Origin of the sequence: Streptomyces pyxinicus (assembly GCF_024753135.1) — a bacterium.
GTDB lineage: Bacteria > Actinomycetota > Actinomycetes > Streptomycetales > Streptomycetaceae > Streptomyces > Streptomyces pyxinicus.
This window is the reverse complement of the sequence record NZ_JANUGP010000023.1, coordinates 1-23,981: the sequence shown is the minus strand read 5'-3', so window position 1 is coordinate 23,981 and position 23,981 is coordinate 1. Positions and strand designations below refer to the sequence as shown.

Here is a 23,981-nt window from a genome sequence, read left to right as displayed (position 1 = left end):
GCAGCACGAAGGCCCGGCTCCCGCGAGGGGAACCGGGCCATCGGGGCCGTGCGAGCGTGTTCTAGTCGAGGTAGTCGCGCAGCACCTGCGATCGCGACGGGTGGCGCAGCTTCGACATGGTCTTCGACTCGATCTGGCGGATGCGCTCACGCGTCACGCCGTACACCTTGCCGATCTCGTCGAGGGTCTTCGGCTGACCGTCGGTGAGACCGAAGCGCATGGACACGACGCCGGCCTCGCGCTCGGACAGGGTGTCCAGGACGGAGTGCAGCTGCTCCTGCAGGAGTGTGAAGCTGACGGCGTCGGCGGGGACGACGGCCTCGGAGTCCTCGATCAGGTCACCGAACTCGCTGTCGCCGTCCTCACCCAGGGGGGTGTGCAGCGAGATGGGCTCGCGACCGTACTTCTGGACCTCGATGACCTTCTCCGGGGTCATGTCGAGTTCCTTGGCCAGCTCCTCCGGGGTGGGCTCGCGGCCCAGGTCCTGGAGCATCTGGCGCTGCACGCGCGCGAGCTTGTTGATGACCTCGACCATGTGCACCGGGATACGGATGGTGCGGGCCTGGTCGGCCATGGCACGGGTGATCGCCTGGCGGATCCACCAAGTGGCGTACGTGGAGAACTTGTAGCCCTTGGTGTAGTCGAACTTCTCCACCGCGCGGATCAGACCGAGGTTGCCCTCCTGGATGAGGTCCAGGAAGAGCATGCCGCGGCCGGTGTAGCGCTTGGCCAGGGAGACCACCAGGCGGAGGTTGGCCTCCAGCAGGTGGTTCTTGGCGCGGCGGCCGTCCTCGGCGATGATCTCCAGCTCGCGCTTGAGCTTCGGGGCGAGCTTGTCGGCGTTGGCCAGCTTGTCCTCGGCGAAGAGACCCGCCTCGATGCGCTTGGCCAGCTCGACCTCCTGCTCCGCGTTGAGCAGGGGGACCTTGCCGATCTGCTTCAGGTAGTCCTTGACCGGGTCGGCGGTGGCACCGGCGGCGGCGACCTGCTGGGCGGGCGCGTCGTCCTCGTCCTCGTCGGACAGGACGAAGCCGGCGTTCTCGGTGCCCTCGGGCTCGTCGGCGACCTTGGTGTCCTCGATGACCTCTTCCTCGAGAACCTCGCCGTCGTCCTTCTTGCCCGTGGTCTTCTTGGCGGCCGTCTTCTTGGCGACGGTCTTCTTCACGGCCGTCTTCTTGGCCGTCGCCTTCTTGGCGGCGGCCTTCTTGGCGGCCACGGCTTCCTCGGCCGGGTCCGCGGTCTCGCCCGGGGCGGTGGGCACGGCCGGCGCGGCGGTGCTGGCCGTGGCCTTCCGGGTGGTCACCGCCTTGGCAGCGACCGTCTTGGTGGCGGTGCGCTTGGCCGGGGTCTTCGCTGCGACGCTCTTTCGGGTGCGCTTGGGCTCTGCGGCACTGACCATCAGCGTCACACCCTCTTCCTCAAGGATCTGGTTGAGGCTGCGCAGTACGTTCTTCCACTGAGTGGCCGGGATCTGGTCAGCTTCGAAGGCCCGACGCACATCGTCGCCGGCGATCTGCCCCTCAGCCTTTCCCCGCTCAATGAGCGCCATGACAGAGACGGACTCGGCGATCTCCGGCGGGAGCGTACGGGATGTGCTGGCCGACACGAACAACCTCTCGGAACGTTGGAAAACGGCTTCCGGCACCGTCCACTGCGGACAGGCGCCGACCACCGGCCGTGGACGGGCCGACGGCGCGGGCGGGGGCCGGGAAGATGCACAGCGCCTGTGATGGCGTCCGTATTCCCTCCGCGGCTGTCACCTCTTAGGTCATCGCGCTGTTCCCGCGAGCGTTACGCCCAATCTGCGTGGCCCGAGTCACACCCCGTAAGCGTTCAAAAGCGGTCAGACAGGGGCACGGCGAGAGCACCGGCCGCGTCAGGTCCGGTCACCCACCACATCAGTACGCTCCATCGCCCCGCCGGACCCGCCGGAGACCGGGGATCCGGCGGCCCGGCGAGTCCGCTGCCCAGGCGACGCGCGACCACGAGAACCGGTCCGGCGAGGCCGCGAACACGCCGGGGACGTCGCACCCCGGCGGCCGCGCCCGCCACCGCGCGGGTCAGTGCTCGCGCGGGGCGGGCACCACGCGCTCCACCTCGGGGTGGATCGCCAGCAGCTGCCGCATGGCCGTCTCGGCCGCCGCGCCGTCGCCGGTGCCGAGGGCGTCGACGATCCGCGCGTGCTGCGCGAGGGACGCCTCGTTCGGGCGGTCACAGCCGGTCACCGGTCCACCCGAGACCTGGAGAGCGGCCGAGACGATGCCGGAGAGGTGCTCCAGCATGCGATTGCCCGCGATCTGGATCAGCAGCCCGTGGAACTCGTTGTCGGCCCGTGAAAAGGTCAGGGCGTCGCCCTGCGCCATGGCATGGCTCATGATCTCCACCATGTCGCACAGGCGCTGCTGCACCTCCTCGCGGCCGTGCCCGGCGGCCAGGCGCGCGGCGAGCGGCTCGATCGTCCAGCGCAGCTCGCTCAGCTCACGGCGCTGGTCGTCGCGCTGCGGCCCGAAGGCCCGCCACTCGATGATGTCCGGGTCGAGGAGGTTCCAGTCGCTGACCGGACGCACGCGTGTGCCGACGTTCGGACGGGCGCTGACCAGGCCCTTGGCCTCCAGGACGCGGAGGGACTCGCGGACGACCGTGCGGGAGACCTCGAACCGCTGGCCGATCTCCTCGGGCACCAGCGGGCGGTCCGCGCCCAGGTCGCCGGATACGATCATCTGCCCCAGCTGCTGGACGAGTTGGCCGTGCAGGCCGCGTCCACGGCTGCCCGTGGCGCGCCGGCCGACGCGGCCAAACTCCGGCTCGGCACCCTCCCAGGAAGGCGCTCCCACGCGGTCGGCCATCGGGGCCTCGGCGTAGGGGTAGCGGTCGAGATCGCCCGGGCCGGTCAGACCTGAGTCTGCGGAGCGGGCGGCGGTCATCATGGTGTGCGCAAGGGTACTCACGGAACCTTTGTCGGCGCCGTCTTCAACTCCCTTGAGGTCTTTGGTGAAAAGCACACGAAAGGGTGATCGCTCACCCCGTCGCAATTGACGCCTTATCGGAAAGAAATGAGCTTTCTTCGGGGAGTTGTGCGCACAGTGGGTTTCGAAGCATGCGCGGAGCGGTCACCGAACCCTGGTGCGCAGCATCGTGAACACATACGCGCAGAGCAGTCCCGCGACGGCCAACGTCATTGCCCCGCCCACGGGTTGGGTGAGTACACGCACCACGGCGAGCAGGTACCGGTCCCCTCCGAACGGCCACTGGAGCAGGAGCACCTCCCGCATCCGCACCGGCAGCCCGGCCGCCATCCGCACACCCGAACCCCGCAGCACCAGCTGAGCGAGCGGTACGACGAGCACGGGTACGGCGAGTACGGCCGCCAGACCCGCCGTCGTGGACCGGAACACGCCGGCCGCCAGCACCCCGGCCCAGGCACAGGCGGTCACCAGCCCGAACCAACTCGCGGTCAGGGAGAGCCAGTCCGCGGGAACCTGTGTCAGCTCCCGTCCGTATACGAGGTAGAGCACTTCGGCGTCGCAGCCCACCGTGAGGAAGGCCAGCATCAGCGCGGTGGCCCCGGCGACGAGCAGTTTCGCGGTCAGCAGCCCCAGGCGGCGGGGCACGGTGCCGCGGTCCGCCGCCAGGGCGGGGTGGCGGAACTCGTCGCCGAAGGCCAGCGCGCCCAGCAGCCCCGACGCGAGTGCGGCGGGCGGCAGCGGCAGCTGGCTCGGCCACGCGGCGAACAGCCGCGCCTGCGGGGTGTGTCCGATGCGGGCCAGCACCACTGCCGTGATCGCGGACACCACGAGCACGGCTCCGCAGGTGAGGAAGCCGGTCCCGATACCGGTGGCACGCCGGATCTCGTAGCGCAGGGGGCGCAGGGGGCTCGGCGAGGGCCGGACGGCGATGGGGGGCGGGAGCGGGGAGTCGGTGTCGAGCGTGCGCGGGGTGTCCGGGTGCGCGGTGGTTCCGGGCCCCGGCGCGCGGGCGCCGGGGGTGCGGGCGCCCGGGAGGCGGGTGCGGGTGGCGGTGCCGGAGGGGCCCCCATCCCCCCGGGCCGTCGCGTCACCCGTTCCGGGAGCGGCAGCGGTCCGGGAGGAGCCGTGCGCGGCGGCGCCGGGGGTGCTCTCCGCAAGCTGCGCCGGGGACGTGCGCCCAACGGTCCGGCCGAGTTCCCCCCGGTCGGTCCGCGTGTGCTCCCGCACGGAGAGCCCGGCGGCGGCCCGGCTCTCGCCGACGGGAGCGACCGTCGCCGTCGTGTCGTCCGCGACGAGACTGCTCACCGCGCTGTCCTCCGCGCCGCGCTCGTGGTCCGCGGAGGACACCACAGGGCCCTGCTCCCGCACCGGGCCCCCCTGCCCCGGTCGGCGGGCGTCACGTGCCGGGGTGTTCGGGTCCGCCACCGAAGAGCCACGCTCCACCTGGCTCGGCTCGGCCACCGACAGGGCGTATCCGGCGGTCTGCCGTTCTGCCGCCGACCGGCCCGGCTCGGCGCCCACCCGCTCCAGCGTGGACGAGTCCGCGACGACTCGTTCGCGGCCCTGCTCCGCAGGCGGCGGAGTGGGCGGCAGCCCCAGCGCGGCGCGGGCCGATTCCGTCGCCGACGAGGGCACGGGTTCCGCGGTGCTCTCCACAGGACGCCCCTCGGCCCCCGTGGGCACGTCCGCCGCCGACTCGCGCTCGGCCGCCTCTCCCCCGTCCGCCTGCTCCTCCTTCTCGTCGGTGCCCGTGACGCCCGGTCCCATGTCGCCGATCTCGTCCGCGAGTTGGTGGACCAGGATGCCGTTCCGGAAGGCGATCTCGCCGATGTCGGCGGTCGTACTGCCGTACACCGAGAGGCGGTTGCCCTGCTCCCGTACGACCTCCACGGACCGGCGGGCCGTACGGGCCTCCTTGCCGAGCAGGGCCGCGAGCCGTGCCGCGTGCGGGCTGCGGACGGCCACGCGTGGACGCAGCCGGGTGCGGGCGAACTCCGCGGCCTCCTGGTCGGCGACGAGCCTTCCGGCGTCGAGGGTGACGACCCGGTCGGCCGTGCGCGCGGCCTCCTTGGGGTCGGTGGTGGTGAAGAGCACGGTGCCGCCCTCGCGGGCGTGGGCGCGGAGCATGCCGTGCAGCCACCGCGCCTCACGGGTGGAGAGACCGTGGGTGGGCTGGTCCAGGACGAGTGTGTGCGGGTCGGGCAGCAGTGCGCAGGCGAGGCCGAGACCGCGGTCCATGCCGCGTGACAGCGTGCCCAGACGCTCCTCGCGGAGGCTGACGAGGCCGACCGCCTCCAGGACCTCGTCGGCGCGGCGCGCGGGCACTCCCGCGGCCGCGCACAGCATGCGGAGATGACCGCGGACCGAGCGCGCCGGATGCCCCGGCACATCACCCAGCAGCACACCCACTTCCTGTGCGGGATGGGCGATCCGATGCAGGGGGCGCCCCCGGAAGTGGGTGATGCCACGGCCCGGCTGGAGTTCGAGCATCAGTCTGAGCGCCGTCGTCTTGCCCGCGCCGTCACCGCCGAGGAGCGCGGTGACCTGCCCGGCGCGCGCTTCGAAGGAGATGTCATCGACGGCGGGCGGGTGCGCCTTGCGGGGGTTGCTGGTCAGTCCGAAGGCCTGGATCACCTGCAGCAAGATAGCGCGCTATGTCCGGTTTTCTGGTGTATAGCGCGCTCTGTCGTTGAAAGCCGCGCGGGCCGCCGCGTCCGGGTACGCCGTTCGGTGGACCCGGACAGGCCCACTGGTCGGCTCGTGCGCTGTTCGGTGGCGGTCCGCGCCGCTCCTCAGACCTCGGGGCGCAGCATCGGCGGGTTGAGCAGCGTGGCGCCGCCGGCCCGGAAGAGCTGGGCCGGACGACCACCCTGGCGAGTGGTCGTCCCACCCGTGGGCACGAGGAAGCCCGGGGTTCCGGTCACCTTGCGGTGGAAGTTGCGCGGGTCGAGGGCTACGGCCCACACCGCCTCGTAGACCCGCCGCAGCTCGCCGACGGTGAACTCGGGCGGGCAGAACGCGGTGGCCAGCGAGGAGTACTCGATCTTGGACCGGGCCCGTTCCACCCCGTCCGCGAGAATCTGGGCGTGGTCGAACGCGAGCGGGGCGACGGGTTCGCCGTCACGGCCGTAGCCGTCCCGCTGGAGCAGTTCCTCCACCGGCGCCCAGCGGGCGTTGCTGGCGTCGCCGCCGGCGCGGGGTGCGGGCAGGTCGGGCGCGAGCGCCAGATGGGCGACGCTGACCACCCGCATACGCGGGTCGCGCTTGGGGTCGCCGTAGGTGGCGAGCTGCTCCAGGTGCGCTCCGTTGTCCTGGGCGGGGGCGTCGGGGTCGTGCGCGCGCAGTCCGGTCTCCTCGGCCAGCTCGCGCGCCGCCGCCTGGGACAGGTCCTCGTCGGCCCGCACGAAGCCTCCGGGCAGTGCCCAGCGCCCCTGGAAGGGAGGTTCGCCCCGGCGTACCGCCAGCGCACACAGGGCGTGGCGGCGCACGGTCAGCACGACCAGGTCCACGGTGACGGCGAAGGGCGGGAAGGCTGACGGGTCGTAGGGCATGCCGCGATGATAGTCGTCTGCCTGACGATAAACACTCCCTTCGGCGGTCGCAGAGGTGGTGGTTCCGCTTCGTTCCGTTATGGCGGTCGGGTTCGGCTCCCTTTCTTCGCGGTCGTCGCGTCGTACGAGGTCACACGCCCTGTTGCGGGGGCGCAGCGCAGCGGGTGCGGTGTGATCGTCCCGGCGGGCGGGGGTCTATTCCTCCTCTCGGGTGGCGTGGAGGGCCCTGGTGGCCGGCCCGGTGGAGTCCGAGGCGGTCGGCAGGGGGCGGGTGCCCGTCGGCCGTCGCCTCGTCGCGGACGGTCGCTTGGCGCGTGAACCGTCGGCGGGCCGGACCCGGCGGCGTCGGCGGGTGCCGGTGGCCGTGCCCGCCTCGGCAGCCTGGTCACCCGGCGCCCTGCCGTCCGGCTCGGGCTCCGTCAGCGTCGCCGACTGCGGCTGAGCCTCGCTCCGCGGCGACACACGGCCCGAGGGTTCCGCCCGCAGGCAGCGGCGGATCGCCTCCGGGTCGAGGCCTTCGTTGCAGGCCTGGTGGAGCAGGCGGGCGAAGAGGTAGTCCCGGTCCGCGCCCAGTGCCATGGCCAACGCCTCGCGTGCCTCCAGTTCGTCACCCGTCGACCAGGCGACCCAGCCGGCCAGGGTCAGTGGTGCGGCGGCGTGCTCGTGGTACGGCCCGACGCACCGACGGGCCAGGGCGCGCCAGAGCCGCAGGGCCGGGGCCGCTTCCTCGCCCTCCATCCAGGCGGCCGCGCGGTCCCGGGTCGTGCGGTCCTGGAGGCCGAGAATGAGGGCGGCCGCCTCGTCGTCACCGAGCAGGCCGTCGTCACGCAGGTCGGCCGGGTGGGTGCCGGAGACCGGTGTCGCGGCGGCGAAGCGGCGGATGATCCGCTCGGCGAGCGTGAGGGTCTCCGCCGCGATGCCCGCACGACTGGTCTCGTCCAGGATGCGGGGCACCAGGGTCATGCCCGCCGCGTCCAGGGCGATCTCCTGTTCCAGCGCCGCGGCGGATTCCCGGGGCTGGAACCGGGCGTGCAGCTCCCGGAGTGTGCCGCGTACCTGGAGGCCGGCGTAGGTCGCCGCGGCGGCGAGGACGGAGGTGCCGGGCAGACCCATGGGCGAGCCCTCCGCGGGGCAGCAGCTCTCGGTCGGGCAGCAGTAACTCCAGAAGCGGCCGTCCGAGATGCACAGTGCCTCGATGACCGGCACGTCGAGGTTGCCGCACTCGACGCGCAGGGCGTGGGCCAGCCCTTCGAGGCGTCGTTTGACGTCCTGGCCCGTCTCGCCGGGGGACGGCTCCTGGCAGACGTAGGCCACCATCTGCTCCGGGCGGCCCCGGCGCCGCTCGCTGCCGGTCACCAGCCCATGGGCCAGTTGTCGGGCGGCGGCCGTCCAGTCCTCCTGGCCGGCGGGGATACCGAGCCGGGCCCGGCCGCCGAACCTGCCCTTGCCCTCGCGGTCGTGGAGGGCGACCAGCACCATGCTGTCCTCGGGGCGGTAACCGAGCAGGTACGGCAGGGCGTCGGCCAGCTCCGCGGGGGTGCGGAGGGTCACCTGTGGGTCGTGTGCGGCGGATGCGGCGGAGGGCAGCTGCCCTGGGATGTCTCGGTTTTCGGAGGGTCCGGTGGTTTCGCTGTGATTCGTCATGCGCAGACGATCTCGCGGATTCCGTGGCGCCGCTCGGGCCTGTGGATAAGTCGAATCAGGGACACGACAACGCCGTCGTCGCTGTCCACAGCCTCGCCCGGCTGTCGGTCCGGTCCTGTTGTATGGAGGACATGGAACACACGAGCAACGCGGATCTCCGGGCCAGGGCCGACGCCGTCCTCGCCCGGCTCGTCGGGGATGCCACGGGCGCGGCACGGCTGCGCGAGGACCAGTGGCGGGCGATCGAGGCGCTGGTCGCCGACCGCCGCCGGGCTCTGGTCGTGCAGCGGACGGGATGGGGCAAGTCCGCGGTGTACTTCGTGGCGACATCGCTTCTGCGGGCCGCCGGGAGCGGGCCGACGGTGATCGTCTCGCCGCTGCTCGCGCTCATGCGCAACCAGGTGGAGGCGGCGTCCCGGGCCGGTATCCACGCCCGGACCATCAACTCGGCCAACACCGAGGAATGGACCTCGGTCCAGGACGAGATCGCGGCCGGCGAGGTGGACGTCCTGCTCGTCTCGCCCGAGCGTCTCAACAACCCGGACTTCCGCGATCAGGTGCTGCCCAAGCTGTCGGCCGCGACCGGTCTCCTGGTCGTGGACGAGGCCCACTGCATCTCCGACTGGGGCCATGACTTCCGTCCCGACTACCGACGGCTGCGCACCATGCTCGCCGACCTGCCGCCCGGCGTCCCGGTGCTGGCCACCACGGCCACGGCCAACGCGCGGGTGACCGCGGACGTCGCCGAGCAACTGGGCACCGGCGGCACCTCGGACGCGCTGGTGCTGCGCGGGCCGCTGGACCGGGAGAGCCTCAGCCTCAACGCGCTGCGGCTGCCGGACGCCGTGCACCGGATGGCCTGGCTCGCCGACCACCTCGACGAGCTGCCGGGATCGGGCATCGTCTACACCCTCACCGTCGCCGCCGCCGAGGAGGTCACCGCCTTCCTGCGCCGGCGCGGGCACACGGTCGCGTCGTACACGGGCAAGACGGAGAACGCCGAGCGGCAGCAGGCGGAGGACGATCTGCTGGCGAACCGGGTGAAGGCGCTGGTGGCCACCTCGGCGCTCGGGATGGGGTTCGACAAGCCCGACCTCGGTTTCGTGGTCCACCTCGGTTCGCCCTCCTCACCGATCGCCTACTATCAGCAGGTGGGCCGGGCCGGCCGAGGTGTCGACCACGCCGAGGTGCTGTTGCTGCCGGGCAGGGAGGACGAGGCGATCTGGCAGTACTTCGCCTCGCTGGCTTTCCCTCCCGAGGAGCTGGTGCGGCGCACCCTGGACGTCCTCGCCCGGGCGGAGGGGCCGCTGTCGCTGCCCGCGCTGGAGCCGCTGGTCGAGCTGCGCCGCTCCCGGCTGGAGACCATGCTGAAGGTCCTCGACGTCGACGGAGCGGTGCGGCGGGTCAAGGGCGGATGGGTCGCCACCGGGCAGCCGTGGTCGTACGACACCGAGCGCTACGCCTGGGTGGCCCGGCAGCGCGCGGCCGAGCAGGAGGCGATGCGTGGGTACGCGTCCACCGACGAGTGCCGGATGGAATTCCTGCAGCGCCAACTGGACGACGAGGGCGCCAAACCGTGTGGCCGCTGCGACAACTGCGCGGGGCCGCGCTTCACCGCCGATCTGTCCCCCGCGGCGCTGGACGCCGCGCGCGGCGATCTCGGCCGTGCGGGAGTCGAGGTCGAGCCGCGCCGCATGTGGCCGACCGGCCTGCCGGCGGTCGGGGTCGACCTCAAGGGCCGTATCCCGGCCGGTGAACAGGCCTCGCGGGGGCGGGCCCTGGGCCGCCTGTCGGACATCGGCTGGGGCAATCGGCTGCGTCCACTCCTCGCGCCCCAGGCACCGGACACGCCCGTGCCGGACGACGTGGCACGGGCGGTGGTGGACGTGCTGGCCGACTGGGCCCGGGGGCCCGGCGGCTGGGCTTCCGGCACACCCGACGCACCACCTCGTCCGGTGGGCGTGGTCACGCTCGCCTCGCGCACCCGGCCGCGACTCGTCCACTCACTGGGCGCCCGGATCGCCGAGGTCGGCCGGATGCCCCTGCTCGGGGCGGTGGAGTACGCCGAGGACGTGCCCCGGGTGCCGCGCAGCAACAGCGCGCAGCGACTGAAGGCCCTGGACGGCGCGTTGACGGTGCCGCCCGCTCTCGCGGCGGCGCTCGCCGACGCTCAGGGACCGGTGCTGTTGGTCGACGACTTCACCGAGACGGGCTGGACGCTCGCGGTGGCGGCACGCCTGCTGAGAAAGTCGGGGGCGCGAGGGGTGCTGCCCCTGGTGCTCGCCGTCCAGGGATGACCGCCTGTCCTTCGGAGGCGACCGCCCCGTGACGTGATCCGACGCCTCGGGCGTCATACGCCGACTTGGTGGGTAGGGATATAAACCCCGCACCGCCAGATAACCGGCGGTGGCGCCAATTGCTCGTTGCCGCATCCCAGTTCGACAGGAAGAATTGAGATCCGCTCCCCGCACGGCTCGCCCGTGGTCCGGTTGGGCTCCGCTGCGGTGCGCGCTCCCCCGAATCCGACCTCGCCCGCAGTATGGGCGCGTAGCCGAAGGGAGGAACGTGACCTTCGGATTCGCCTCGTCCTCGGCGGCCTCGTTGTCGACGTCCGCGTCCACCGCCTCCGCCAGTCGCCTGCTCGAACCGGCGGAGTGGGCGGCCGCCGGTATCCCTCTGCTGCGCAACCCCCGTGAGGTCGTCAGCGGGCTGCACGCCCGGCATCACCCCAAGCCGCAGACGGCGGTCATCGCCGTCCTCGATCCCGAGGAACGGCTGTGCGCCAGCGCCTCGTTCACCCGCCGTCCCGCGCCGGCGGACGGGTGGATGTTCCGCAATGCGCTGCTGTCCCAGCTGCGCCGGGTCATTCCGCACGACCTGCGGCGCCGCACCCCCGTGCGGACGGCCGTGCTGCTCTACTGCCGTGAGGGCGACGGGCGTTGGACGGAGGAGGACGGCGCCTGGATGTGGGGTCTGCGCGACGCCTGCACGCTGCACGGGCTCAGGTGCGGGGCGTACATCACGCTGACGCAGGAGGGCTGGCAGGTGCTCGGCGAGGGGCGCGGCGGACGCCGTCCCCACGCGCACTCCGCCCCGGAGCCCTTCGCTCTGGCGCAGGCTCCGCCGCTGGCGCCCCGGAGCGGCGGCCCCGTCTCGGAGGTCCTGCGGCGGGCGGCAGCCCGCTGAGGGAAGACGCCCGGCCGGTCACCGGCTGATCCCTCGCGTCGCCGTGCGCTGTCTTGAGCCTCCGCCTCACCTGGCGCGGAGCCAGGGAGAGTTCACCCACGGACGAGGAACCGGGCCGACGCCGCACGCCCACGCCGCACGCCCCCGCCGTACGCCCACGGCGGTCGCCGACGGCGGCCACCGGGGCACTCCTCCTGACGGTCGCCGCCGCCCCCGTAGCGCGAGACTTCCGTGGCGCCGGGCGGCGAGCCGCCGGGCGCGACGACCGCCGGCCCCCGCCCGGGCAGGCCGAAGGCCGCACCGTGCGGATGCCGTCGGCGCGGCTCCTGCGGCGCCCCGGTGTCCCGAGGTGCCGTACGCGGCTCAGAGACCCGCGCCCGCCACCGAGTTGATCTGCTGCGGGTCGCCGCAGACGATCAGGAGTGCTCCGGCCCGGGAGTGGGCCAGCGGGAGGACGGTGGCAGCGGCGGAGGCGGGACCTCCATTGACGGCCACGACGACCACGGGACGGGATCCGGCGCGCGCGGCGGCGGTGGCGTCGGCGTAGAAGACGTCGTCGCCGGCGTCGTGCTGCGCCCAGTAGGAGGCTTCGCTGAAGGACAACTCGTGCTCGGCCCACGGGTGCTGGGCACCGGTGGTGATCACGAGCACCTCACCGGGGGCACGGCCCGAGTCCAGCAGCAGGTCCACCGCCTCGTCCGCGGCGTCGAGCGCGCCTTCGGCCGAGGCGGGGATCAACTGGATCTGGGGCGGCGCCACGGAGGCGGACGCGGTGGCGGGGCCGGAGGGGCCCGGCTTGGCCGGAGCCACGTCACGCGGCGCGCGCTGCGCCGGCGGCATCGGCCTTACGGGGCCGGGACGACCGGGGCGGGACGGAGCCGCGGGTCGGGGGCCGGGTACGGGGCGAGGGGTCGGCGCGGTACGGCCACTGGCCGGAGTTGCGCGGGGACCCTGGGCACTCTCGTGAATCTGAGGCTCCTCGGGAATGAGAGGCATGAGCTGATTTTTATCAAACATTGGTGCGGTATGGACGACCGGGGGGCACATCAGTGCGACCGGAACCGTCAGAAGTCGAAGCCGAGCTGACCGTCGATCTCCGGAACGCGTGCGTCCGCCCAGGTGCGGGCCTTCTTGAGGTGCCGCCACTGGGGCAACGCATCAAGATACGCCCACGACAACCGGTGGTGCGGGGTGGGCCCCCGCTCCTCCAGTGCGGCCTTGTGCACGGGCGACGGATACCCAGCGTTGTCCGCGAATCCGAAGTCTGCATGGTCGATGCCCAGTTCGGCCATCATTTTGTCGCGCTGAACCTTCGCGATCACCGAGGCCGCCGCGACGGCGACGCAGGAACGGTCGCCCTTGATCACCGTGCGGACCTGCCAGGGGGTGCCGAGATAGTCGTGCTTGCCGTCGAGGATCACGGCGTCGGGGCGGACGGGCAGGGTGCCGAGGGCACGGACCGCCGCGAGCCGCAGTGCGGCCGTCATCCCCAGTTCGTCGATCTCCTCGGGGGAAGCATGCCCGAGCGCGTAGGACGTCACCCATGTCCGCAGGATCTCGGCCAGTTCCGTACGGCGCCGGATCGTCAGCAGCTTGGAGTCGGTGAGACCCTCGGGCGGCCGACGGAGTCCGGTGATCGCCGCGCAGACGGTGACGGGACCGGCCCAGGCGCCGCGTCCCACCTCGTCGACACCGGCAATGATCTTCGCTCCGGTCGTGGCGCGCAGGGAGCGCTCGACGGTGTGGGTAGGCGGTTCGTACGGCATGGCGCCCTTAGCGTACGCCGCCCGGATCGGCGGGTGACACCCCGGTCGGCCGAAGCGTCCGGTAGCCGCCGGAGCGGAATGCCGGGTTCCGTCGAGAGTCGTCGACGGAAGTGCCCACCGGGCGATTCGTCCTGGCGGCTCGGCGCCGTCGCATTCGCTCCCGCACACAGTGCAGCGACACGGCACCGTGGCCCGGGGCGGCGCCGGAAGGACGCACACGGCGGGGACCCGGCAGAGTTTTACCCGCTCGGTTGCGTGGGGGTGCCGCCTATTGCCATGCGGCTGGCCGACCCCACCACACCCCGTCGATCACCTTCCCGGAGACACTCCACTCGCCTCCGATCGCAGTCGCGAAGGGTGTGGTGAAGTGCGATGTCAAGACGCTCCGAGCCCGTCGGGCACCCACTCCGGCAGCGCCTCGGTCCGCTCCACCCATGCCGCGGGCGGGGCTCCGGCCTTGCTCGCGGCGAGGACGCCGCCCACGATGGCGCAGGTGGTGTCGACGTCGCCGCCCACCTGGGCGGTCGTCCAGAACGCCGTCTCGTAATCGCCGAGGGCGCGGGCGGCGGACCAGAGGGCGAAGGGGACGGTGTCGTGGGCGCTCGTACGCCTGCCGCAGCCCAGGACGGCCGCGACGGTGGCCGCGTCGCCGTAGTCGAGCATGTCGCGGGCGCGGCGCAGGCCCTGGCCGACCGCGCTCTTCGGCACCAGGGCGATGACGCCGTCCAGCAGCGCCTCGGGGCTGGGCGGTCCGCCCGGCGAGCCGGCCAGCGCGGCCGCCGCCGCGACGGCCATCGCCCCGACCACGGCCTCCCGGTGCTGATGCGTGGGGTAGGCCGAGATCTCGGCCTGGTGGGTGGCCTGCTCCGGGTCGTCCGCGTACCAGGCGCCCAAGGGGGCGATGCGCATCGCGGCGCCGTTGCCCCAGGAGCCCTGTCCGTTGAAGAGCGCGGCGGCCAGTTCCCGCCAGTCCTGGCCCTCGCGGACCAGGCGCAGCAGGCGGCCCACCGCGGGGCCGTAGCCCCGGTCGAAGTCGTGGTGCTCGGCGAAGGAGCGGGCAAGCGCGTCCTGGTCGACCCGCTGGTGGGCGGCGAGCACGGCGACCACGGAGCCGGCCATCTCGGTGTCGTCGGTCCACTGCCAGGGGCCGTCGGGCAGGTCGCGTCGCTTCAGCAGGGGGTAGTTCGCCGGGACGAAGTACTGGGAGCCGAGGGCGTCCCCCACGGAGAGTCCGCGCAGGCTCGCCAGCGCACGCTCCAGGCGCCCGGAGGAAGAGGAGTCAGCCGTCATCGCCCTGCCACTCTATCCGGTGACCCAGTACGGCACCGGCTCCCGCCAGCGCTCGAAGGGTCGGTCGAGGGTGTACTTGTCGTCCTCTCCCAGAACGAGCATCCGCATCTCGGCGTTCCCGGGGTTCGACAGTGACTCGAATTCCGCGACCGTCCAGTGGAACCAGCGCATGCAGAACAGCCGCATCGCCAGCCCGTGGGTCACCAGGAGCACGTTGGGCGGGTGGTCCGGGGCCTCGAAGCTGCGGAACAGGCTCTCCAGGAAGCCGCCGACCCGGTCGTACACGTCCGCGCCGGACTCACCCTGCGGGAACCGGAAGAAGAAGTGGCCGTAGGCGTCCCGGTAGGCCTTTTGGAGGCGTACGTCGTCGCGGTCCTGCCAGTTGCCCCAGTCCTGCTCGCGGAGTCTGGGTTCCTCGCGGACGCGTATGAGGCCCGGGTCGAGGCCGAAGGCCTGGAGCGTCTCATGGGTGCGGCGGTAGGGGGACACGTACACGCTGACCTGCTCGTCGCCGAAGGTCCGCCGGAGTCTGTCGCCGGTCCGCTCGGCCTGCCGCCGGCCGCGCTCGGTCAGCGCCAGGGCGTGGTCGGGCTCGCGCTCGTACACGGAGTCGTCGATGTTGCCCGTGGACTCGCCGTGCCGGACAAGGACGATGCGCCGTGGTCGTGCCATGCCGAAACCCTAGATCGAACGAGGGGCGGTCGAGCCCTCGTACGGGCTCCATACGGTGTACGTCACACCGGAACCGCCGGAACGGCCGGGATCGTCTCCCCGGCGGCAGCACCGCGACGCACGGGGCGCTCAGACTATCCAGGACGGCTCCAGCTCCACGATGTCGCCGGAGAGCGCGGCGATGTCCGCCTCCGTCTGGGCGCGCAGGGCGAGGCGCTCCACGCGCTCGGTGCGGTACTTGCCGTGCTCGGCCGCCGACCGCCACATCGAGAGGATCATGAACTCCTGCCGGGGTGCCTCGCCGAACATGCCGCGGATCATGCCGGGGGAGCCGGCCATCGCGGGGTTCCAGACCTTCTCCTGCATGAGGGTGAAGTGCTCCACACGCTCCTCGCGCACCCGGCACAGGGCCACCCGGACCAGGTCGGCGTCGGTGAAGCGGGGCTCGAAGCCGGTCTTCACGTCGAAGCGGTACTCGAACAGTTTGACCTGGGCGTCCTTGAACGTGCCGGCCTGTGCGGCGGCCAGCCGGTCGTGGGAGCGGGCCATGAAGGAGTCGTAGAAGGCGCGGCTCTCCCAGAAGGCGAAGATGTGCGCCACGCCCTCCCGGTGCCGGCTCCAGCCTCCGCCCTGTCCCCGAAACCCCGGCTCCCCCGGGAGCCCCGCCCATTTCCGCTGCCCGCGCTCGAAGCCGCGGCGGTCCACCACGGTGCAGCGAATCCACTTGACCAGCACCGCGCCATCGTAAGGCCAGCGGGCGTGGCGCCGGTCACGCTCCGGCGGAGATCGACCGCGCGTGCGCTCCCGCGCGCGTGGCACGATGGGCAAGGTGCCCCGGCTCGGCGGGAGTTGGGGACGAGGAAGCTTCAGGGGGAAGGGACAGCCTGGTGACCGGCTTCAGCAAGGGAATCCGCAAGGTCGAGATCGCGCTCAAGTGGGATCCCAGTCCCGCGGGGCAGCCGCCCTCCGACCTGGACATCGTCGCGGGGACCTTCGTGTCCACGGACCCGTACGGGGCCCCGGCGTACGTAGTGCACTTCGACAGCCGTTCGCCGGACGGCACGATCACGCTCAACCGGGACAGCACGGACGGCAAGGGGTTCGGCTGGGACGAGGTCATGACCGTGGAGCTGGACCGCCTCGACGACCGCTACGCGCGCGTGGTGGCCGGCGTCGTCATCCAGCAGCGTGACGGGGAACGGACGTTCGCCGGCGTGCTGAACCCGGCCGTGCGGATCCGGGAGGGCTACACCGTGCTCGCCGAGGACGACTTCGGCTCGGTCCCGGGGGCTACGGCCGCCACGGTCGCCGAGTTCGTCCGCGACGGTTCCGGCCAGTGGACGATCCACCCCGGCGTCCACGGCTTCGACGAGGACCCGGCGACCTTCACCCGGGTCATGGGCCGGGAACAGCGGCCCTGAGGGCTCGCACCGGCGACGACCGGTAACTGATGAAGGGGCGTGGACCCGCGGTCCACGCCCCTTCAGCTCACTTCACGAGCCGTACGGCGTCGGTCAGCTGCAACCGCTGGTCGAGCCGCAGCCCTCGCAGATGTAGCAGGAGCCGGCGCGCTGCATCTTCGTGCCGCAGGAGAAGCAGAGCGGGGCGTCGGCCTGGATGCCCAGCTGCATCTCCACCAGTTCGGCGCTGGTGTGGGCCTGCTGCGGGGCGGGCTTGGCCGCCTCGGACTCGGCCTTCGGCGTGGCGACCGCCTTCAGCTCCTGGGCGCGGGGGGCCGACTGGGCGAGGCCCTCGACGTCGACCTCCTCGTCGGCCGGCTCGTAGGAACCGGTCTCCAGGTGGCGCTGGCGCTCCTCGGCGGAGTGGATGCCGAGCGCGGAGCGGGTCTCGAAGGGCAGGAAGTCCAGCGCCAAGCGGCGGAAGATGTAGTCGACGATCGACTGGGCCATCCGCACGTCCGGGTCGTCGGTCATGCCGGCCGGCTCGAAGCGCATGTTGGTGAACTTCGAGACGTAGGTCTCCAGCGGGACGCCGTACTGCAGGCCGACGGAGACGGCGATGGAGAAGGCGTCCATCATGCCGGCGAGGGTCGAGCCCTGCTTCGACATCTTCAGGAAGACCTCGCCGAGACCGTCGTCCGGGTAGGAGTTGGCGGTCATGTAGCCCTCGGCGCCGCCGACCGTGAAGGACGTGGTGATGCCGGGGCGGCCCTTGGGGAGGCGCTTGCGGACCGGGCGGTACTCGACGACCTTCTCGACCGCGGTACGGATCGTGTCCTCGGCCTTCTCGGTGATCTCGGCCTTCTCCTCCTCCTTCTTCTTGGCGGAGAGCGGCTGGCCGACCTTGCAGTTGTCGCGGTAGATCGCGAGCGCCTTGACGCCGAGCTTCCAGGCCTCGTAGTAGATCTCCTCGACCTCCTCGACGGTCGCCGTCTCCGGCATGTTGACCGTCTTGGAGATGGCGCCGGAGATCCACGGCTGGATCGCGGCCATCATGCGGACGTGGCCCATCGGGGAGATGGCGCGCTCGCCCATGGCGCAGTCGAAGACCTCGTAGTGCGCGGGCTTGAGGCCGGGGGCGTCGATCACGTTGCCGTTGTCGGCGATGTGGGCGACGATCGCCTCGATCTGCTCCTCCTGGTAGCCCAGGCGGCGCAGGGCCTGCGGGACGGTGCCGTTGACGATCTGCATCGAGCCGCCGCCGACGAGCTTCTTGAACTTCACCAGGGCGAGGTCGGGCTCGACGCCGGTGGTGTCGCAGGACATCGCGAGACCGATGGTGCCGGTCGGGGCGAGCACGGACGCCTGGGAGTTGCGGAAGCCGTTCTTCTCGCCGATGCGCAGCACGTCCTGCCAGGCCTCCGTGGCGGCGGCCCACACCGGGGAGTCCAGGTCGTCCATCTGGACGGCCGTGCCGTTGGCGTCGGCGTGCTGCTTCATGACGCGCTGGTGGGCGTCGGCGTTGCGGGCGTAGCCGTCGTACGGGCCGACGACCGCGGCCAGCTCGGCGGAGCGGCGGTAGGCCGTGCCCGTCATCAGGGAGGTGATGGCACCGGCCAGGGCGCGGCCGCCGTCGGAGTCGTAGGCGTGGCCGGTGGCCATCAGCAGGGCGCCGAGGTTGGCGTAGCCGATGCCGAGCTGGCGGAAGGCGCGGGTGTTCTCGCCGATCTTCTGGGTCGGGAAGTCCGCGAAGCAGATCGAGATGTCCATCGCGGTGATGACCAGCTCGACGACCTTCTGGAAGCGCTCGGCCTCGAAGGACTGGTTGCCCTTGCCGTCGTCCTTCAGGAACTTCATCAGGTTCAGCGAGGCGAGGTTGCAGGACGTGTTGTCCAGGTGCATGTACTCGCTGCACGGGTTCGACGCGGTGATCCGGCCGGACTCGGGGCAGGTGTGCCAGTTGTTGATCGTGCCGTCGTACTGGATGCCCGGGTCGGCGCAGGCCCACGCGGCCTCGGCGATCTTGCGGAAGAGCGCCTTGGCGTCGACCTCCTCGATGACCTCGCCGGTCATCCGGGCGCGCAGACCGAACTTGCCGCCGTCCTCGACGGCCTGCATGAACTCGTCGTTCACGCGGACCGAGTTGTTGGCGTTCTGGTACTGGACGGACGCGATGTCGTCGCCGCCCAGGTCCATGTCGAAGCCCGCGTCGCGCAGGACGCGGATCTTCTCCTCCTCGCTGACCTTCGTCTGGATGAAGTCCTCGATGTCGGGGTGGTCGACGTCGAGCACGACCATCTTGGCGGCGCGGCGGGTGGCGCCGCCGGACTTGATGGTGCCGGCGGAGGCGTCGGCGCCGCGCATGAAGGAGACCGGGCCGGAGGCGTTGCCGCCGGAGGAGAGCAGCTCCTTGGAGGAGCGGATGCGGGAGAGGTTCAGGCCGGCGCCGGAGCCGCCCTTGAAGATCATGCCCTCTTCCTTGTACCAGTCGAGGATCGACTCCATGGAGTCGTCGACGGCCAGGATGAAGCAGGCGGAGACCTGCTGGGGCTGCGGGGTGCCCACGTTGAACCAGACGGGGCTGTTGAAGCTGAAGATCTGGTGCAGGAGGGCGTAGGCCAGCTCGTGCTCGAAGATCTCGGCGTCGGCGGGCGAGGCGAAGTACCTGTGGTCCTCGCCGGCCTTCCGGTACGTCTTCACGATGCGGTCGATCAGCTGCTTGAGGCCGGTCTCGCGCTGCGGGGTGCCCACGGCGCCCCGGAAGTACTTGCTGGTGACGATGTTGACCGCGTTCACCGACCAGAAGTCGGGGAACTCGACGCCACGCTGCTCGAAGTTGACCGAGCCGTCGCGCCAGTTGGTCATGACGACGTCACGGCGCTCCCAGCTCACCTCGTCGTACGGGTGCATGCCGGGGGTGGTGTGGATGCGCTCGATGTGCAGCCCCTTGTTCCCCGCCTTGCCGCCCTTGGCTCGGGAACCTCGTGCCGGACCGCTCGCCGTCTCTGTCATGCCGCCTCCCTGGTACGGGCAAAAACGCCCAGAAGTGCCCCGTTTGTTCCCGTGGCACATGGTCTGTCTGGTGTTGCGGGCACCCTCAGCTACCGCCCGCAACAGGTCTGTGGATCGCCGCCGCCCGGCCGGAATCCGGGCATCCGCCCGGTTTCCGGCCCGCCTGTCAGTCGGCGGCGGTGGCGGGCTCGGGGACCTGGGTGGTCCCGCCGGGCCCGCGTTCGTCTTCCCGGCCCCCCGCTCCCGCGGCCTCGTCGTCCGGGGCGGGGTCCCGTGTGGTCTCGCGCAGTTCCGCGATCGCGGCCTCGAAGTCGTCGAGCGAGTCGAACGCCCGGTAGACGGAGGCGAACCGCAGATAGGCGACGAGGTCGAGTTCCTGCAACGGGCCGAGTATGGCCAGCCCCACGTCGTGGGTGGTCAGCTCGGCGCTTCCGGTGGCCCGCACCGCCTCCTCGACCCGCTGGCCGAGCTGGGCGAGCGCGTCCTCGGTGACAGGCCGTCCCTGGCACGCCTTGCGCACGCCGTTGATGACCTTGGTGCGACTGAAAGGCTCGGTGACCCCGGACCGCTTGACCACCATGAGCGAGCACGTCTCCACGGTCGTGAAACGACGGGAGCAGTCAGGGCACTGGCGGCGCCGGCGGATCGACGTGCCGTCGTCGGTCGTACGACTGTCGACCACGCGGCTGTCGGGGTGCCTGCAGAAGGGGCAGTGCATGTTCTCCAACCCTCCTCACAGCAGACTCATGAGCCTCACCAGGCCTCAGGGGCCCCGCGAAGCAGCCCTAAGCATAGGCGATGACTGAGCCTTCTCGGACCCGGGGGACCACAACTTGTGGGCTGCTGTAGCCATCCAACCACTAGATGTGGGGATCGGCTCATACGGGGAGGCGGGCGCGCGTGTCGCGGCGGGAACGGCTGAGCCCGGTCGGCACCGGCGGCCCGCCCGAGCCTGGGGGACGACCACCCCCGAACACGCGGACGCACGGTCGTATCGCTGTGGCGCTTGCGGAGATAGCGTGGTCGCCGCACGGAGGACGCGTGCGGCTCCCGCACAGAAGGGAGTCCCGGGCACCGGTGGGCAGGGTTCCGGATGGCAGACTAGGGCGCGGCCCACGAGGCCGAGGCTCCGGCGATGAAGATGACAGCAATGGGCTCATTTGTCCGTCAGGTCCCGTCGTGTCCCAGGGACCGTCCGTTGCCGCGTGCCGCGTTGGCCATACACCCAGACACGTGATCGCGTCAGACAAAGCGCGAATTTTCACTCGAACGTGTGTTTGGCGCAACCTTTCGAAAGCAACTACCGTTGTCCAGCAGGGAGACCATCGAGAGGGGCCGACGTGACCACCACCGCAGACAGTGCCACCATCACCGCCCAGGACCGCTCCCAGGGCCGGGTCGAGCCGGTACACGCGATGAACGAAGCCACGAATCCCGAGGCGCACAAGCGCTCCCTGCCGGGCCGACCTCCAGGCATCCGGGCGGACAGCTCGGGGCTCACCGACCGGCAGCGCCGGGTGATCGAGGTGATCAGGGACTCGGTGCAGCGACGGGGCTATCCGCCGTCGATGCGCGAGATCGGCCAGGCCGTCGGACTCTCCAGCACCTCCTCGGTCGCGCACCAGCTGATGGCACTGGAGCGCAAGGGCTTCCTGCGCCGCGACCCGCACCGCCCGCGTGCGTACGAGGTCCGCGGCTCCGACCAGGCCGTGACCGTGCAGCCCACGGACACCGCCGGCAAGCCCGCCGCGTCGTACGTCCCGCTCGTCGGCCGGATCGCCGCCGGTGGCCCGATCCTCGCGGAGGAGTCCGTCGAGGACGTCTTCCCGCTCCCCCGCCAGCTCGTCGGTGACGGCGAGCTGTTCGTCCTGAAGGTCGTCGGCGACTCCATGATCGAGGCCGCGATCTGCGACGGCGACTGGGTCACCGTCCGCCGTCAGCCCGTCGCCGAGAACGGCGACATCGTGGCCGCCATGCTCGACGGTGAGGCCACGGTCAAGCGCTTCAAGCGGGAGGACGGCCATGTGTGGCTGCTCCCGCACAACGCGGCCTACGAACCGATCCCCGGCGACGACGCGACCATCCTCGGCAAGGTGGTGGCCGTACTGCGGCGCGTCTGACCGGTGCGGCGGGCGGCTCGGCCGGCCCGCTCCCAGACCGGGCCCCGGAACCCCTGCGCCGGTTCCGGGGCCCTGCGTGTGCCCGCGATCGCCGGCGCCGGGCGCCTCACTTCACCGGGTCCGGCTCGGCCTCCGCCTCCGCCGCCTCCTTGGCCTCCCCCGACTCCTTCGCCTCCGCCGCCATCGCCTCCGACTCCTTCGCCGCCGCGTCGATCGCCGCGAGGGACCTGCGGGCCTGGTTACGGTCCGTCGTGTACCAGAAGTCGGGCAGTGACGCCCTCAGGTAGCTGCCGTAGCGCGCGGTGGCGAGGCGCTGGTCCAGTACGGCTACGACGCCGCGGTCGCCGGAGGCGCGGACGAGGCGGCCCGCGCCCTGGGCCATCAGGAGGGCCGCGTGGGTGGCGGCCACCGCCATGAAGCCGTTGCCGCCGGCCTCCTCGACGGCCTTCTGCCGGGCGCTCATCAGAGGGTCGTCGGGGCGCGGGAACGGGATCTTGTCCATGACGACCAGCTGGCAGCTGGGGCCCGGGACGTCCACGCCCTGCCAGAGCGACAGCGTGCCGAACAGGCAGGTCCTCGGGTCGGCCGCGAAGTTCTTGATCAGCTCGCCGAGGGTCTCCTCGCCCTGGAGCAGGATCGGGTACTCGGGGATGCGGGAGCGCAGTTCCTCGGCGGCGAGCTGGGCGGCGCGCATGGAGGAGAACAGGCCGAGGGTGCGACCGCCGGCCGCCTGGATCAGTTCGGTCAGTTCGTCGAGCATGTCGGCACGGTCGCCGTCGCGGGCGGGGCGGGCCAGGTGCTTGGCGACGTACAGGATGCCCTGTCTGCGGTAGTCGAAGGGGGAGCCGACGTCGACGCCCTTCCACGGGGGCAGGTCCTCGCCCTCGGCACCCTCCGCGCCCTCGGGGCCGAGGCCCAGGGAGGCGCCGACGCCGTTGAAGTCGCCGCCCAGCTTGAGGGTGGCGGAGGTGAGGACGACGCTGCGGTCCGCGAAGAGCTTCTCCCGGAGCAGGCCCGAGACGGACATGGGGGCGACGCGCAGGGAGGCGCCGAAGCGGTCGTGCCGTTCGTACCAGACGACGTCCCACTCCGAGCCGTTCGCGACGCGCTCGGCCACGTCGTGGACCGACTCGACCGAGGCCAGCGCCTGTTTGCGGACCGCGTCCTCGTCCTGGACGGACTTGTCGCGGGTGGTGCCGAGTGCAGAGATGACCGTGCGGGCCGCGTCGCGCAGGGCCATCAGGGCGTAGCTCAGGTCTTCCGGGATCTCTTCGAGGCGGCCGGGCAGGGCCAGCTCCATCAGCCGCTCGAAGCCCTCGGCGGCGGTCTGGAGCTGGTCGGCCGCCTTCTCGTTGACGAGTTTGGCGGCCCGGCGGACGGCGCGGTTGACCTGGCCGGGGGTGAGTTCGCCGGTGGCGACGCCGGTGACGCGGGAGACGAGTTCGTGCGCCTCGTCCACGATCAGCACCTCGTGCTGGGGCAGCACCGGGGCGCCCTCGATGGCGTCGATGGCCAGCAGGGCGTGGTTGGTGACGACGACCTCGGCGAGCTTGGCGCGTTCCCGGGCGGCCTCGGCGAAGCACTCCGCGCCGTACGCGCACTTCGTCGCGCCGAGGCACTCCCGGGACGACACCGACACCTGCGCCCAGGCGCGGTCGGAGACGCCAGGGGTGAGGCCGTCGCGGTCGCCGGTCTCCGTCTCGTCCGCCCAGTCGCGCAGCCGCAGCAGGTCCTGGCCGAGTTTGCTGGTGGGCGCGGCGGCCTCGAACTGGTCGAAGAGGCCGTCCTCCTCGTCCTGCGGCATGCCCTCGTGCAGCCGGTGCAGGCACAGGTAGTTCGACCGGCCCTTGAGCATCGCGAACTCCGGGCGGCGGCGCAGCAGCGGGTGCAGGGCGTCCACCGTGCGGGGCAGGTCCCGCTCCACGAGCTGGCGTTGCAGGGCCAGCGTGGCCGTGGCGACGATCACCCGCTCCCCCTGCGCGAGCGCGGGCACGAGGTAGCCGAGCGACTTGCCGGTGCCGGTGCCGGCCTGGACCAGCAGGTGGGATCCGTCATCGATCGCCTCGGCGACCGCTTCGGCCATGGTGACCTGGCCGGGGCGCTCCGTACCGCCGACAGCGGCGACGGCGGCATGCAGGAGTTCGGGAAGTGAGGGCTTCGTCATAGCCCGTCCACCCTACGGCCCGGCACTGACAAACGGGTGATCCCCGGAAAGCCGGGGGCACCTCTGGGAGCGGGTTCGGGGTGGGTTCAGGGTGGGTTCGGGGGTGGGTTCAGGGTGGCGGACCGGGGTGGTCAGGAGCTTCGGCGGCGCGGGGATGCCATCCGCACGAGTGAAGGGGCGGGGTGGGGGACGGCGTGGGGCGGGGGAGCC

The 23,981-nt window shown here is 71.8% G+C and carries 17 protein-coding genes; 4 read left to right on the top strand and 13 right to left on the bottom strand.

Annotated elements, in window-relative coordinates; translation table 11 throughout:
• Positions 1–61: 61 nt before the first annotated feature.
• The 5 genes from NX794_RS25585 to NX794_RS25565 all read right to left on the bottom strand — a co-directional run bounded on the left by NX794_RS25585 (position 62) and on the right by NX794_RS25565 (position 8,068).
• A complete protein-coding gene (locus tag NX794_RS25585; protein ID WP_258781312.1) occupies positions 62–1,606 on the bottom strand; it encodes an RNA polymerase sigma factor in 1,545 nt (514 codons plus the stop codon).
• Between the two features lie 454 nt (positions 1,607–2,060).
• Entirely contained in the window at positions 2,061–2,948 is an 888-nt protein-coding gene (locus tag NX794_RS25580; RefSeq protein ID WP_258781310.1) for a FadR/GntR family transcriptional regulator, read from the bottom strand.
• A 162-nt stretch (positions 2,949–3,110) separates the two neighbouring features.
• Positions 3,111–5,600, bottom strand: coding sequence for an ATP-binding cassette domain-containing protein (locus NX794_RS25575; protein ID WP_258781309.1), 2,490 nt, complete (start codon positions 5,598–5,600; stop codon positions 3,111–3,113).
• Positions 5,601–5,758: 158 nt separating this feature from the next.
• Entirely contained in the window at positions 5,759–6,517 is a 759-nt protein-coding gene (locus tag NX794_RS25570) for an NUDIX hydrolase (RefSeq protein WP_258781308.1), read from the bottom strand.
• Positions 6,518–6,712: 195 nt separating this feature from the next.
• Entirely contained in the window at positions 6,713–8,068 is a 1,356-nt protein-coding gene (locus NX794_RS25565) for a DUF4192 domain-containing protein (RefSeq protein ID WP_428985959.1), read from the bottom strand.
• A gap of 224 nt (positions 8,069–8,292) precedes the next feature.
• Between NX794_RS25565 and NX794_RS25560 the strand changes: the two genes are divergently transcribed.
• On the top strand, positions 8,293–10,458 hold the full coding sequence (locus tag NX794_RS25560) for a RecQ family ATP-dependent DNA helicase (RefSeq protein WP_258781306.1): 2,166 nt from the start codon (positions 8,293–8,295) through the stop codon (positions 10,456–10,458).
• A gap of 268 nt (positions 10,459–10,726) precedes the next feature.
• The gene (locus NX794_RS25555; RefSeq protein ID WP_258781305.1) at positions 10,727–11,347 is read left to right on the top strand and encodes a hypothetical protein; all 621 of its coding nucleotides are present in this window, start codon (positions 10,727–10,729) and stop codon (positions 11,345–11,347) included.
• Between the two features lie 363 nt (positions 11,348–11,710).
• On the opposite strand, the gene NX794_RS25550 is transcribed toward NX794_RS25555, so the two are convergent.
• From NX794_RS25550 to NX794_RS25530, 5 genes are all read right to left on the bottom strand, one after another.
• On the bottom strand, positions 11,711–12,343 hold the full coding sequence (locus NX794_RS25550) for a hypothetical protein (protein ID WP_258781304.1): 633 nt from the start codon (positions 12,341–12,343) through the stop codon (positions 11,711–11,713).
• 68 nt (positions 12,344–12,411) lie between these two features.
• Positions 12,412–13,113, bottom strand: coding sequence for a ribonuclease HII (gene rnhB / locus NX794_RS25545; protein ID WP_258781303.1), 702 nt, complete (start codon positions 13,111–13,113; stop codon positions 12,412–12,414).
• 375 nt (positions 13,114–13,488) lie between these two features.
• On the bottom strand, positions 13,489–14,403 hold the full coding sequence (locus NX794_RS25540; RefSeq protein WP_258781302.1) for an ADP-ribosylglycohydrolase family protein: 915 nt from the start codon (positions 14,401–14,403) through the stop codon (positions 13,489–13,491).
• A 12-nt stretch (positions 14,404–14,415) separates the two neighbouring features.
• A complete protein-coding gene (locus tag NX794_RS25535) occupies positions 14,416–15,075 on the bottom strand; it encodes a histidine phosphatase family protein (protein ID WP_258781301.1) in 660 nt (219 codons plus the stop codon).
• A 129-nt stretch (positions 15,076–15,204) separates the two neighbouring features.
• Complete coding sequence (locus tag NX794_RS25530) at positions 15,205–15,810, bottom strand: YdbC family protein (protein ID WP_258781300.1); 606 nt, start codon at positions 15,808–15,810, stop codon at positions 15,205–15,207.
• A gap of 152 nt (positions 15,811–15,962) precedes the next feature.
• Here NX794_RS25530 and NX794_RS25525 point away from each other — a divergent pair, with 152 nt between their 5' ends.
• The gene (locus NX794_RS25525) at positions 15,963–16,496 is read left to right on the top strand and encodes a TerD family protein (RefSeq protein ID WP_258781298.1); all 534 of its coding nucleotides are present in this window, start codon (positions 15,963–15,965) and stop codon (positions 16,494–16,496) included.
• Positions 16,497–16,589: 93 nt separating this feature from the next.
• Here the strand turns inward: NX794_RS25525 and NX794_RS25520 are convergent, their stop codons facing one another.
• On the bottom strand, positions 16,590–19,487 hold the full coding sequence (locus tag NX794_RS25520; protein ID WP_258781296.1) for a vitamin B12-dependent ribonucleotide reductase: 2,898 nt from the start codon (positions 19,485–19,487) through the stop codon (positions 16,590–16,592).
• 166 nt (positions 19,488–19,653) lie between these two features.
• Positions 19,654–20,205 carry a transcriptional regulator NrdR gene (gene nrdR / locus NX794_RS25515; protein WP_258781295.1) on the bottom strand — a complete coding sequence of 184 codons (552 nt, stop codon included), beginning with the start codon at positions 20,203–20,205 and terminating at the stop codon, positions 19,654–19,656.
• 622 nt (positions 20,206–20,827) lie between these two features.
• Between nrdR and lexA the strand changes: the two genes are divergently transcribed.
• Entirely contained in the window at positions 20,828–21,607 is a 780-nt protein-coding gene (lexA, locus tag NX794_RS25510; protein WP_030342891.1) for a transcriptional repressor LexA, read from the top strand.
• Between the two features lie 106 nt (positions 21,608–21,713).
• Here lexA and NX794_RS25505 read toward each other — a convergent pair whose 3' ends face one another.
• Positions 21,714–23,771 (bottom strand): ATP-dependent DNA helicase, encoded by a 2,058-nt coding sequence (locus NX794_RS25505; RefSeq protein ID WP_258781294.1) that lies wholly within the window; start codon positions 23,769–23,771, stop codon positions 21,714–21,716.
• Positions 23,772–23,981 lie beyond the last annotated feature (210 nt).